This window comes from Pseudomonas sp. 5C2 (assembly GCF_034314155.1).
Taxonomy (GTDB): domain Bacteria; phylum Pseudomonadota; class Gammaproteobacteria; order Pseudomonadales; family Pseudomonadaceae; genus Aquipseudomonas.
Window position 1 is genome coordinate 2,070,669 of the sequence record NZ_JAVIWH010000002.1, and the last position, 12,318, is coordinate 2,082,986.

Genomic DNA, 12,318 nt, shown 5'->3' on the forward strand with positions numbered 1-12,318 from the left:
GGCGAGCCAGCATCAGACAATCGATGGGCGCCTGACGCGTAGCGTCAGGCGCAATAGATCAACGTTTGTCTTCGACCTTCCAGGCCTTGCCATCGTAGAACGCGCGCCAGCCTGTCGGCTTGCCTTCCACTTCGGTCTGCACATATTGCTCTTTGGTTTTGCGGCTGTAACGAATCACCGCAGGGTGCCCGTCGGGATCTTTCTTCGGTGCTTCGCAGAGGAAGTGGTACTTCGGATCGATTTCATCCTTGTGCGGCACGATCTCGATCACCAGCGGAGCGCGGGTCTCGCGGTTTTTCGGGAACTGACTGGCCGCCAGAAACAGGCCGGAAGCACCGTCACGCAGAATGTACGTGTCGGTGACCTTCTCGCATTTGAGTTCGGGCATTTTCACCGGGTCCATTTTCGGCCCGGCCGCTTCACCGCTTTTCAGCAGCTTGCGGGTGTTCTTGCAGTCAGGGTTGGTGCAACCGAAGAACTTGCCGAAACGACCCGTCTTGAGCTGCATCTCGGAACCACACTTGTCGCACTCCAGGCTCGGGCCTTCATAACCCTTGATCCGGTAGGTGCCCTCTTCGATCTCATAACCCACGCAATCGGGGTTATTGCCGCAGATGTGCAGCTTGTGCTTCTCGTCCAGCAAGTACGCATCCATGGCCGTACTGCAAATATGGCAACGGTGCTTGCCACGCAATACGCGCGACTCGGACTCACCCTCGTCATCCTCGGCAATTTCGTCGCCGGGTGTGAGGTTGACGGTCGCCTTGCAGCGCTCTTTAGGCGGCAGGCTGTACCCGGAGCAACCGAGAAACACTCCGGTCGACGCCGTACGAATCTGCATCGGGCGACCGCAGAGCTTGCAGGGGATGTCCGTCATCACCGGCTGGTTGGAACGCATGCCGCTGTCTGGCGCTTCGGCTACTTCGAGCTTCTTCTTGAAGTCACCGTAGAACTCGTCGAGCACGTTTTTCCAGTCGCGCTGACCTTGAGCGACGTCATCGAGGTTCTCTTCCATGCCGGCGGTGAAGCCGTAGTCCATCAGGTTCGAGAAGCTTTCAGACAAGCGCCCGGTGACGATATCGCCCATTTTTTCGGAGTAGAAACGGCGGTTATGCAACGCGACGTAACCACGATCCTGAATAGTCGAAATAATCGCGGCGTACGTCGATGGACGACCGATACCGCGTTTTTCCATTTCCTTGACCAGGCTCGCTTCAGAGTAGCGCGCAGGCGGCTTGGTGAAGTGCTGGCTTGGATCGAGCTTGTTCAGCTTCAGATTGTCGCCCTGAGCCATGTCCGGCAACACATCGTCGTCACCCGGCTTGGCCATCTGCGGCATGACACGGGTGTAACCGTCGAACTTGAGGATGCGGCCTTTGGCGCGCAGCTCAAAGGTGCCAGCAGCGACGCTGACGGTAGTCGACAGGTATTGCGCCGGTGGCATCTGGCACGCGACGAATTGACGCCAGATCAGCTCGTAGAGGCGCTCAGCGTCACGCTCCATACCCGTCAACTTGCTCGGGTGGGTGTTGACATCGGACGGACGAATCGCTTCGTGCGCCTCTTGTGCGCCTTCTTTGCTGCTGTAGACGTTTGGCGATTCAGGCAGGTACTTCTTGCCGAACTCGGTTTCGATGTAGCTGCGCGCCATGGTGACCGCATCGACTGACAAGTTAGTCGAATCGGTACGCATGTACGTGATATAGCCCGCTTCATACAAACGCTGGGCCATCATCATGGTTTTTTTCACGCCAAAGCCCAGGCGGTTGCTCCCCGCCTGTTGCAGGGTCGACGTGATGAACGGCGCAGAAGGTTTGCTGCTGGTCGGCTTGTCTTCACGCTTGACGATGCTATAGCTGGACGCTTTAAGCTTCTCCAGCGCAGCCATGGCATGGGTTTCATTCAACGGCTTAAAAGCTTCGCCGTTTTCGCGAGCCACTTCAAAGCGTACGTTGGCGCCTTTGGTGGTGCCCAGATCAGCGTGGATTTCCCAATATTCTTCGGGGTTGAACGCACGAATCTCGCGCTCACGCTCCACCACCAGCTTCACGGCAACCGATTGCACACGGCCTGCCGACAAGCCACGGGCGACTTTCTGCCAGAGCAGCGGCGACACCATGTAACCCACGACACGATCGAGGAAGCGACGTGCCTGCTGGGCATTGACCCGATTGATATCCAGCTCGCCCGGCTTGGAGAACGCTTCCTGAATCGCTTTCTTGGTGATTTCGTTAAACACCACGCGCTTGTAGCGGCTGTCGTCACCACCGATGGCTTCGCGCAGGTGCCAGGCAATGGCTTCCCCCTCGCGGTCCAAGTCGGTTGCGAGATAGATGATGTCAGCATCCTTGGCGAGCCGGCGCAGCTCCTCGACCACCTTCTCTTTACCAGGAAGGATTTCGTACTTGGCTTTCCAGCCATGATCAGGATCGACACCCATGCGCGAGACGAGCTGGCGCTTGGCTTTTTCCTTTGGCGTAAGCACAGGCGCATCACCAGCGGCAGCCTTGCCACGCTTGGCAGCGGGCTCTTTGCTGGCGCTAGCGGAACCGCTAGTGGGCAAGTCTCGGATATGGCCGATACTCGACTTCACCACGTATTGGTTACCCAAGTACTTGTTGATGGTCTTGGCCTTAGCCGGGGATTCCACAATGACCAGCGATTTGCCCATGGATCAGAAAATTCCTGAATTCTAGAAATGAAAGGCGGTTGGTGCCTGTCGAGGCCCGCTATATATAGTGGCAATCAGGTGAGGTCAAGCACAGGTTACTGCGCGATCTCAGCTCAAGGCCTTGAAAACAGACTGGGTTCAACCTGAACCAAAGCAAAGCGAGGCACCTGTTCACCGTCAACTTCGACGGATTCAAGGAACATGCTCAAAGGCCGCACCCACAGGCCGTAATCGCCATAGAGTGCTTGGTAGAACACCACTTCCTCTTCGGTTTCAGAGTGTCGGGCAACGCTGAATACACGGTACTCAGGGCCCTTGTAATGGCGATAGAGTCCTGGCTGTAACTGCATGCTGCTGCCCTCGTAAAAAATCCGAAATAAAAGATTTCAAAAACAATTTTTCAGAAAAACAAAAGCCGGGGCACAAGGCCCCGGCGTCCATCACTCGAACCGTTTAGACGCGTTCGAAGACGGTGGCAATGCCCTGACCGAGGCCGATGCACATGGTAGCAACCCCAAGGTTACCGCCATTTTGCTTCATGACGTTCAGCAACGTGCCGGAGATCCGCGCGCCAGAACACCCAAATGGATGACCCAGAGCGATCGCGCCGCCGTGCAGGTTAACCTTCTCGTTCATCTTGTCGAGAACTTTCAAATCTTTCAGCACTGGCAGGGCCTGTGCAGCGAAAGCTTCGTTGAGCTCGAAGAAGTCGATATCGGCAATGCTCAGACCGGCACGTTTCAACGCTTTTTGCGTTGCCGGTACTGGACCATAGCCCATGATCGCCGGATCAACACCTGCCACTGCCATCGAGCGGATAACCGCCATAGGCTGGATGCCAAGGTCTTGAGCGCGTTGTGCGGACATGACGATCATGCACGATGCACCGTCGGTGATTTGCGAGGAAGTCCCCGCCGTCACGGTACCGCCTTTCGGGTTGAACGCAGGCTTCAAGGCGGCCAGGCTTTCCAATGTCGTTTCTGGACGAATGGTCTCGTCGTAGTCGAACATTTTCAGGAAGCCGTTCTCGTCATACCCTTGCATCGGGATGATTTCGTCCTTGAACTTGCCTTCAATCGTGGCCTTGTGTGCCAGCTGATGCGAGCGCACACCGAAAGCGTCTTGCGCTTCGCGGGTGATGCCGTGCATTTTGCCGAGCATTTCTGCAGTCAGGCCCATCATGCCGGAAGCCTTGGCCGCGTGCAGTGACATATGCGGGTTCGGATCCACGCCATGCATCATGCTGACGTGGCCCATGTGCTCGACACCGCCGATCACGAACACATCACCGTTGCCGGTCATGATCGCTTGCGCAGCAGTGTGCAGAGCGCTCATGGACGAGCCACACAGGCGGCTGACTGTCTGTGCCGCCGAGGTGTGCGGGATCGGCGTCAGCAGCGACACCATGCGAGCGATGTTCCAGCCCTGCTCCAGGGTCTGGTTCACACACCCCCAGATTACGTCTTCGACTTCCGCAGGATCGACCTTGACGTTACGTTCCAGCAGCTTGGTGATCAGGTGCGCGGACATATCTTCAGCGCGGGTATTACGGTGCATGCCACCCTTGGAGCGGCCCATCGGAGTGCGACCGAAGTCAACAATCACGACATCTCTCGGATTCAAGCTCATAAATTCCTCTCAATCGTTGGGCGCTTAACCGAAGAAGCTCTGGCCATTCTTGGCCATCTCACGCAGCTTCGCGGTGGGTTGGTACAAGGCGCCCAGATAAGCGTACTTGTCAGCCAGCGCGACGAATTCAGCGACACCCACGGAGTCGATGTAACGCAGCGCACCGCCACGGAATGGAGGGAAACCGATGCCGTAAATCAAGCCCATATCAGCTTCGGCGGCCGTTTCAACAATGCCGTCTTCCAGGCAGCGTACGGTTTCCAGGCACAACGGAATCATCAACCAGTTGATGATGTCGTCGTCGGACACTTCGCGCTGCTCGTAGACAATCGGCTTGAGTACTTCAAGCACGGCGGCATCGGCGACTTTCTTCGGCTTGCCCTTCTTGTCCATTTCGTAGGCGTAGAAACCCTTGCCGTTCTTCTGCCCCAGACGATTGGCTTCGTAAAGCACGTCTATAGCCGAACGACGATCATCCTTCATGCGATCAGGGAAACCTTCAGCCATGACATCGCGGCCGTGGTGGCCGGTGTCGATACCGACTACGTCCATCAGGTAGGCCGGGCCCATTGGCCAACCGAATTTTTCCATGACCTTGTCGATGCGAACGAAGTCCACACCGGCGCTGACCAATTTGGCAAAACCGCCGAAGTACGGGAACAGGACACGGTTGACCAGGAAGCCCGGGCAGTCATTGACCACGATCGGGTTCTTGCCGATTTTCTTGGCATAAGCCACAGCCGTCGCAACCGCGACTTCACTGGATTTCTCACCACGAATCACTTCGACCAGCGGCATCATGTGCACCGGGTTGAAGAAGTGCATACCGACGAAGTCTTCCGGACGCTTGAGGGCCTTGGCCAACAAACTGATGGAAATGGTCGAGGTGTTAGACGCCAGAATGGTGCCTTCCTTGACCTGAGCTTCGACTTCAGCCAGTACAGCTTGCTTGACCTTAGGGTTTTCGACCACGGCTTCGACGACGAAGTCGACGGTGCCGAAATCACCGTAGGACAGGGTCGGACGAATTGCGTTGAGGGCCACAGCCATCTTCGCCGAGGTCAGGCGACCTTTGTCGACACGGTTGCCCAGCAGCTTGGACGCTTCGTTCAGACCCAGTTGAATGGCGTCTTCGCGGATGTCCTTCATCAGGATCGGCGTGCCTTTTACCGCCGACTGATAGGCAATGCCGCCGCCCATGATGCCTGCACCGAGTACCGCCGCCTGCTTCACGTCTTTTGCGACTTCATCGTAGATCTTGGCTTTTTTCTTCAGTTCCTGATCATTCAGGAACAGACCGATCAGACTATGCGCAGCCGAGGTTTTGGCCATTTTGACGAAGCCGGCAGCTTCGATTTCCAGCGCTTTGTCCCGGCCAAAGTTGGCGGCTTTCTGGATGGTCTTGATCGCTTCGACCGGCGCCGGGTAGTTCGGGCCAGCCTGGCCTGCAACGAAGCCCTTGGCGGTTTCGAATGCCATCATCTGTTCGATGGCATTGAGCTTGAGCTTGTCCAGTTTCGGCTGACGCTTGACCTTGAAATCGAACTCGCCGGAAATGGCGCGTTTGATCAGATCCAGCGCGGCTTCACGCAGTTTTTCAGGGGCAACCACCGCATCGACAGCACCGACTTTCAGAGCATCTTCAGCACGGTTTTCTTTGCCTGACGCGATCCACTCTATAGCGTTGTCGGCACCGATGATGCGTGGCAGACGCACGGTGCCGCCGAAACCTGGGTAGAGGCCCAGTTTGACTTCAGGCAGACCGACCTTGGCGCTGCTGGACATCACGCGGAAATCCGCTGCCAGGCACATCTCGAAACCACCGCCCAGGGCGATGCCATTGATGGCCACGACGGTTGGAACGCTGAGGTCTTCAAAATCGCTGAAGATTTTGTTGGCTTCGAGGTTACCCGCCACCAGCTCTGCATCCGGCAACTTGAAGTTGTCGACGAACTCGGTGATGTCGGCGCCGACGATGAAGACGTCCTTGCCGCTGGTGACAATCACGCCCTTGATCGAACCATCTGCCTTGATGGTGTCAACGGCCTGACGCAGGTCGTTGAGGGTTAGACGGTTGAACTTGTTGACGGACTCACCCTTGAGATCGAAATTCAATTCGACGATGCCACTTTCAAGAGCCTTAACCGTGATGGCTTTACCTTCGTAAATCATCAACTGATCTCCACGATATGGAAGCTGAACAATACACGTCGGACACTGGAGGCCGGCGTGACTACGACGTTTCCGTCAATGCTAACGCCAAACCGCCAGACACACCCGCCGACGTGTTAGTCGGGATTCTGTAAGAGCCTTCTGACAATGCAAACGCTCAATTCATACGCCCGTTTGATTTGGGTAACACACCTTCACGGAAATCCTGGCAATTGTCAAATCAACAAAACACCAATAAAAACGGCGAATTATGGGGGCACATGATCATTCATCAGCACCCATCACAGGTTTGATGCATGCTTAATGGGGAAGTATTCATGCCCGTTATGACGAACAGACTGACGCAAAGTGTCAGGCAAACCCTGCACGCTTGAGGTGACGGGCATCTTTTGCGAATAAAATGATGGAAGCGACAGCGACAAACGCTTCGGGAGCGACTACATTCAGCGCACCGAACGTTTCAGGCCAAACACGTCCGGCCGAAACATCGCGCAGCACAGTGCCTTCCCAGTCTCGTCACAGGGATCGCTACAGATTATCGGCCTGCCTGGCCACCCCCAGCCCGATGTTGTTGTCGGGCTTTTTATTGCCTGAATTTTGAGGTGTGGCTGATTACCAATACCGGCAGAATCATCAAGCCAGCGCCTTAAGCACGACGGAAATGCGTTGCAGTATTTCGGGTTCGCCGCGCTCGCCCCAGTACAAGGCGATCATCTGCTGACCCGCCTCGACCTTGAACACGTTGGCTGGAAGCGTACTGAACTGGGCCATCAGTTGCGCATCCTCGCAGGGCTCACGCCATTGGTTGAGCCAGACGCCCGGCGTGGTTTGCCAATAGACCCAGCACGCGGCCCGTTCGCTACGGCGCGGTCGGTGGTATTGCGCGCAGGGGCTTGGCGGCTCTTCTGGCAGCCAGTGCGGCCATTCTTGAGGGGCCAGCTGCATGCCAAGTCCAATACGCCGTGCCTCCATGCGCAGGGCCATCTTGCCGCTCTGGTGGCGCGAAGGTCGCAGCCACGCCAAAGGGCTCAGGACCAGCGCAAGGATTGACAACACTATCCAGACCGTCATATTTCTTATTCCCAGAAGTAATTATCAATTTAACCGCGCACCCAGCCCAGGGTGAAAAGAGCCATACTTACAGTTATCGCAATCCTAAAGAGGAACTCCTCATGCCATACGAACACATTTTGGTCGCTATAGACCTCACTGAAGAGTGCGATCCTGTTATCCGCCGCGCTCGCGAACTCGCCGTCAGCAATGGCGCCAAATTGTCCCTGGTGCATATCGTTGAACCCATGGCCATGGCCTTTGGTGGCGATGTACCGATGGACCTTTCCCAACTGCAACAGCAGCAGTTCGACCAGGCCAAAGAGAAACTCGAAGCCTTGAAGCTGAAGTACCCGGAAGTCCGGATCGGCGACAGCCATCTCACCTATGGCCAGCCACGACAGGAGATCCATCAACTGGCCAAGACACAGGGCTGCGACCTGATCGTTGTCGGCAGCCATGGCCGGCATGGCTTGGCGTTGCTGCTCGGCTCGACCGCCAACGACGTCCTCCACGGTGCGCCGTGCGACGTTCTTGCCGTGCGCCTGAAGCGCCCTGAGTAACCGGGATGTAAATTGAAGGCCGGTGCGACCAGCCTTCAGTAAAAAGCCCGGGCCATTTGCAAAATGGCCCGGGCTTTTTTATTCAGCTCAGCAAAGCAAAACGCATTACGCGTCCAGCTCGGCCCAGCGCTCCAGCAATGCATCGAGTTGCGCTTGCTGGTTTTCCATTTGCGCCAGCACTGCCGCAGTCTGTTCGGCTGGACGCTGATAGAAACCGGCATGAGCCATTTCAGCCGTCAGAGCAGCCATCTGCGCCTCGACTTCGTCGATTTGCGCAGGCAGCCCTTCCAGCTCGCGTTGCAGCTTATAGCTGAGCTTCTTCTTGGCCACTGGCATTTCCTGCGCAGCCACCGGCGTCGCAGCAACAACCGCAGTCGCCAGTTCGGCTTTACCGGATTTATTCTCGGTCACACCCAGCAGGCGCGGCGAGCCGCCCTGACGCAGCCAGTCCTGATAACCACCGACGTACTCACGAACCTTGCCTTCACCTTCGAACACCAAGGTGCTGGTCACGACGTTATCGAGGAATGCCCGGTCGTGACTGACCATCAACACGGTGCCTTTGAAGGTCAACAGCACTTCTTCAAGCAACTCGAGGGTTTCCACATCGAGGTCGTTGGTAGGTTCGTCGAGTACCAGCAGGTTGGCTGGCTTGCTGAACAGTTTGGCCAGCAACAGACGCGCACGCTCGCCACCGGACAATGCCTTCACTGGCGTACGGGCACGTTGCGGGCTGAACAGGAAGTCGCCCAGATAGCTCAGTACATGCCGGCTTTGACCGTCGATATCGATGAAGTCCCGACCTTCGGCCACGTTGTCGATAACGGTTTTTTCCAGATCGAGCTGGTGACGCAACTGGTCGAAATAGGCCACTTCCAGACGCGTCCCCACTTCCACGGTGCCGCTGGAGGGTTGCAGGTTATCGAGCATCAGCTTGAGCAAGGTGGTCTTGCCGGTACCGTTGGCGCCCAACAGTCCGATACGGTCCTCGCGCTGCAGGACCATGGAAAAATCCTTGATCAGGAACGGGCCGCCCGGGTGAGCGAAGCTGACGTTGTCCAGAACCATCACTTGCTTGCCGGACTTGTCGGATGTATCCAGCTGAATGTTGGCCTTGCCCGTGCGCTCACGACGCTCGCCACGTTCCACACGCAACTCTTTCAAGGCGCGTACGCGACCTTCGTTACGGGTACGACGAGCCTTGATGCCCTGACGAATCCAGACTTCTTCTTGCGCCAGGCGCTTGTCGAACAACGCGTTGGCGGTTTCTTCAGCCGACAACTGGGCTTCCTTATGGACCAGGAAGCTGGCGTAGTCGCCATCCCAGTCGATCAGACCGCCACGGTCCAGCTCAAGAATGCGAGTGGCCAGGTTCTGCAAAAAGGACCGGTCGTGGGTAATGAACAGAACCGCGCCCTGGAAGCCCATCAAGGCCTCTTCGAGCCAAGCGATCGCGCCGATATCCAAGTGGTTGGTCGGTTCGTCGAGCAGCAGCAGATCGGGCTCGGAGACCAACGCCTGGGCCAGCAAGACCCGACGACGCCAGCCACCGGACAGCTCAGCCAGGGTTTTGTCGGCCGGCAATTGCAGGCGGCTCAAGGTGCTGTCGACCAATTGCTGCAGACGCCAGCCGTCGCGGGACTCAAGGTCGTGCTGGACATGCATCAGCTTGTCCAGATCCTCGGCGGTGACGATGTTCTGGCTCAGGTGGTGGTATTCGGCAAGCAATGCGCCGACGCCATCCAGGCCTTCAGCAACCACATCGAATACTGTCCGATCGTCGGCCACCGGCAATTCCTGCGGCAACTCGCCGATTTTCAGGCCCGGGGCACGCCACACAGAACCATCGTCAGGCTTTTGCACGCCCTTGACGAGTTTCAACATACTGGACTTGCCAGTGCCATTGCGGCCGATGATGCACACCCGCTCACCACGGGCGATCTGCCAGGACACCTTGTCCAACAACGGCATAGCGCCGAAAGCAAGGGACACATCGCTGAATTTGAGCAGGGTCATGAGTTTCTCCAAAAACTGGGCGCGCATTCTACCTGAGATACCCAGGCTATGTCGGCATTCAATGACGAACAACCCGCCGCGGCTGAACGCAAATTCCTGATTTTCGCCCTGGAACAGACGCGGATGAATATTTCTGTCGCACGTCGCATAGTCGGCAATGCTTTCACCCAGAGCTGGCAAAGGGCTAAGCTAGTAGTACCTTTCACGGTTCATCTGCACGGAAGTCTCATGCGCAGTCGTTTGTTCAGTTTTTTATCCTGCCTGCTTCTCTCTGCGACCGCTGCGCAGTCGGCCCAAGCAGCAGATCTCACCCTTCAGCGTCAGTATTACGACGAGGCAAAGCGCGCACTGGCCAAAGGTGATTCCGGCCCCTACGTGCGTTATAGCCAGGCGCTCGCCGATTATCCGCTGGAACCTTATCTGGCCTATGACGAGCTGACCGCACGACTCAAGACCGCGACCAACCCGGAAATTGAACGATTTCTCTCGGCTCACGGCGACCTGCCTCAGGCCAACTGGATGAAGCTACGCTGGTTGCGCTGGCTGGCAGAACGTGGCGATTGGCAGACATTCGCCCAGTATTACGACCCAAAGCTCAATTTCACCGAACTCGACTGCCTCTACGGCCAATACCAACTGAGCCATAACCTGCGCGCAGAAGGCTATGCCAACGCCGAGAAGCTGTGGATGACTGGTAAGACTCAGCCTGCCGCGTGCGATGCATTATTCTCGCGCTGGGCAGCAGAGGGCCAGTTACCGGAAGAGAAACGCTGGCAGCGTGCCAAGCTGGCCGCACAAGCACGCAATTACAACCTGGCCAATTCCCTGGTCGACAGCCTCGTTACACTGGCCCCGCAAGGCAAGCTGCTAATCGCGGTCGCACAGAAACCCGAACTGCTCAACGACCCTTCCCGCTTCATGCCGGTCGATGAAGCCATGTCCGATGTGGTCGGTCTTGGCCTGCGACGTCTGGCCAAGCTGGACCCGCAGAAAGCCATGGACATGCTCGACAGCTACTCGGCGAAGATGCATTTCTCACGCGATGAGCAAGTGGAAATCGCCAAGGAGATCGGTCTGACGCTGGCCCGCCGCTTCGATGGCCGGGCGCTCGAGGTCATGACCAAATATGACCCGGACTTGCGCGACAACACGGTCACCGAATGGCGTTTGCGCCTGCTGCTGCGCCTGGGCCGTTGGGACGATGCGTACCAGTTGACCCGCAAACTGCCGCAGGACCTGGCGATCACCAATCGCTGGCGTTACTGGCAAGCGCGCTCTCTGGAGCTGTCACAACCGACTAGCCCGCTGGTGCCAACGCTCTACAAAGCGGTCGCCAAGGAGCGCGACTTCTATGGCTTCCTTGCCGCCGATCGTACGCAGACCGCTTATCAGCTGAACAACAAGCCGCTGATGCTCAGTCAGCAGCTCATCAACAAGGTCCGCACCACGCCTGGCGTACGTCGGGCACTGGAGTTTCACGATCGTGGTCAGGTGGTCGACGGTCGGCGCGAGTGGTACCACGTCAGCCGCCTGTTCAGCCGCGATGAAATGGTCGCTCAGGCCAAACTGGCCTACGACATGCACTGGTACTTTCCGGCCATCCGCACCATCAGTCAGGCGCAATACTGGGACGATCTGGATATTCGCTTCCCGATGGCCCACCGCGACACGTTGGTACGTGAAGCCAATGTCCGCGGCCTGCACTCCAGCTGGGTGTTTGCCATTACGCGTCAGGAAAGCGCCTTCATGGACGACGCGCGTTCCGGCGTCGGCGCCAGTGGCCTGATGCAACTTATGCCAACCACTGCCAAGGAGACCGCTCGCAAGTTCAGCATCCCGCTGGCATCGCCCCAGCAAGTGCTCGATCCGGATAAAAACATCCAGCTGGGCGCTGCCTATCTGAGCCAGGTACACAGCCAGTTCAACGGCAACCGCGTACTCGCATCGGCCGCCTATAACGCAGGCCCCGCCCGCGTTCGCCAATGGCTCAAGGGCGCGAACCACCTGGCATTCGATGTGTGGGTTGAAAGCATCCCCTTCGATGAGACCCGCCAGTATGTGCAGAACGTACTGTCTTATTCGGTGATCTACGGCGAAAAACTCAACTCCCCGCAGCCTCTAGTGGATTGGCATGAGCGGTTTTTCGACGATCAGTGAGCACTGATGGTGTCAGGCGGCTCTTCGCTGCCTGACACCTTATCTTCTCTTCGCGCGCGT

General features: G+C 57.3%; 8 protein-coding genes. 2 read left to right on the forward strand and 6 right to left on the reverse strand.

Translation table 11 applies throughout. The annotated features are described in order from the left end of the window. Window positions 1-58: 58 nt before the first annotated feature. From topA to RGU44_RS10245, 5 genes are all read right to left on the reverse strand, one after another. The gene (topA, locus tag RGU44_RS10225) at window positions 59-2,671 is read right to left on the reverse strand and encodes a type I DNA topoisomerase (protein ID WP_219063184.1); all 2,613 of its coding nucleotides are present in this window, start codon (window positions 2,669-2,671) and stop codon (window positions 59-61) included. A gap of 113 nt (window positions 2,672-2,784) precedes the next feature. Then, window positions 2,785-3,021, reverse strand: coding sequence for a DUF1653 domain-containing protein (locus tag RGU44_RS10230; protein ID WP_219063249.1), 237 nt, complete (start codon window positions 3,019-3,021; stop codon window positions 2,785-2,787). A gap of 103 nt (window positions 3,022-3,124) precedes the next feature. Then, complete coding sequence (gene fadA / locus RGU44_RS10235) at window positions 3,125-4,300, reverse strand: acetyl-CoA C-acyltransferase FadA (RefSeq protein WP_219063185.1); 1,176 nt, start codon at window positions 4,298-4,300, stop codon at window positions 3,125-3,127. Window positions 4,301-4,324: 24 nt separating this feature from the next. Then, window positions 4,325-6,472: a fatty acid oxidation complex subunit alpha FadB gene (gene fadB, locus RGU44_RS10240; protein ID WP_322216998.1), complete on the reverse strand. Its 2,148-nt coding sequence runs from the start codon at window positions 6,470-6,472 to the stop codon at window positions 4,325-4,327. Between the two features lie 633 nt (window positions 6,473-7,105). Next, the gene (locus tag RGU44_RS10245; protein WP_322217001.1) at window positions 7,106-7,543 is read right to left on the reverse strand and encodes a hypothetical protein; all 438 of its coding nucleotides are present in this window, start codon (window positions 7,541-7,543) and stop codon (window positions 7,106-7,108) included. A gap of 101 nt (window positions 7,544-7,644) precedes the next feature. Between RGU44_RS10245 and RGU44_RS10250 the strand changes: the two genes are divergently transcribed. Further along, a complete protein-coding gene (locus RGU44_RS10250; protein WP_322217004.1) occupies window positions 7,645-8,085 on the forward strand; it encodes a universal stress protein in 441 nt (146 codons plus the stop codon). Between the two features lie 105 nt (window positions 8,086-8,190). Here RGU44_RS10250 and RGU44_RS10255 read toward each other — a convergent pair whose 3' ends face one another. Beyond that, window positions 8,191-10,101: an ATP-binding cassette domain-containing protein gene (locus tag RGU44_RS10255; RefSeq protein ID WP_322217007.1), complete on the reverse strand. Its 1,911-nt coding sequence runs from the start codon at window positions 10,099-10,101 to the stop codon at window positions 8,191-8,193. A gap of 228 nt (window positions 10,102-10,329) precedes the next feature. On the opposite strand from RGU44_RS10255, the gene RGU44_RS10260 reads away from it, so the two are divergent. Beyond that, on the forward strand, window positions 10,330-12,258 hold the full coding sequence (locus tag RGU44_RS10260) for a transglycosylase SLT domain-containing protein (protein WP_322217009.1): 1,929 nt from the start codon (window positions 10,330-10,332) through the stop codon (window positions 12,256-12,258). The last annotated feature ends 60 nt before the right edge of the window (window positions 12,259-12,318 follow it).

Bases quoted from the DNA above. Each gene is read 5' to 3' on its own strand.
- topA (WP_219063184.1), bottom strand. From the start codon at position 2,671: ATGGGCAAATCGCTGGTCATTGTGGAATCCCCGGCTAAGGCCAAGACC.
- RGU44_RS10230 (WP_219063249.1), bottom strand. From the start codon at position 3,021: ATGCAGTTACAGCCAGGACTCTATCGCCATTACAAGGGCCCTGAGTAC.
- fadA (WP_219063185.1), bottom strand. From the start codon at position 4,300: ATGAGCTTGAATCCGAGAGATGTCGTGATTGTTGACTTCGGTCGCACT.
- fadB (WP_322216998.1), bottom strand. From the start codon at position 6,472: ATGATTTACGAAGGTAAAGCCATCACGGTTAAGGCTCTTGAAAGTGGC.
- RGU44_RS10245 (WP_322217001.1), bottom strand. From the start codon at position 7,543: ATGACGGTCTGGATAGTGTTGTCAATCCTTGCGCTGGTCCTGAGCCCT.
- RGU44_RS10250 (WP_322217004.1), top strand. From the start codon at position 7,645: ATGCCATACGAACACATTTTGGTCGCTATAGACCTCACTGAAGAGTGC.
- RGU44_RS10255 (WP_322217007.1), bottom strand. From the start codon at position 10,101: ATGACCCTGCTCAAATTCAGCGATGTGTCCCTTGCTTTCGGCGCTATG.
- RGU44_RS10260 (WP_322217009.1), top strand. From the start codon at position 10,330: ATGCGCAGTCGTTTGTTCAGTTTTTTATCCTGCCTGCTTCTCTCTGCG.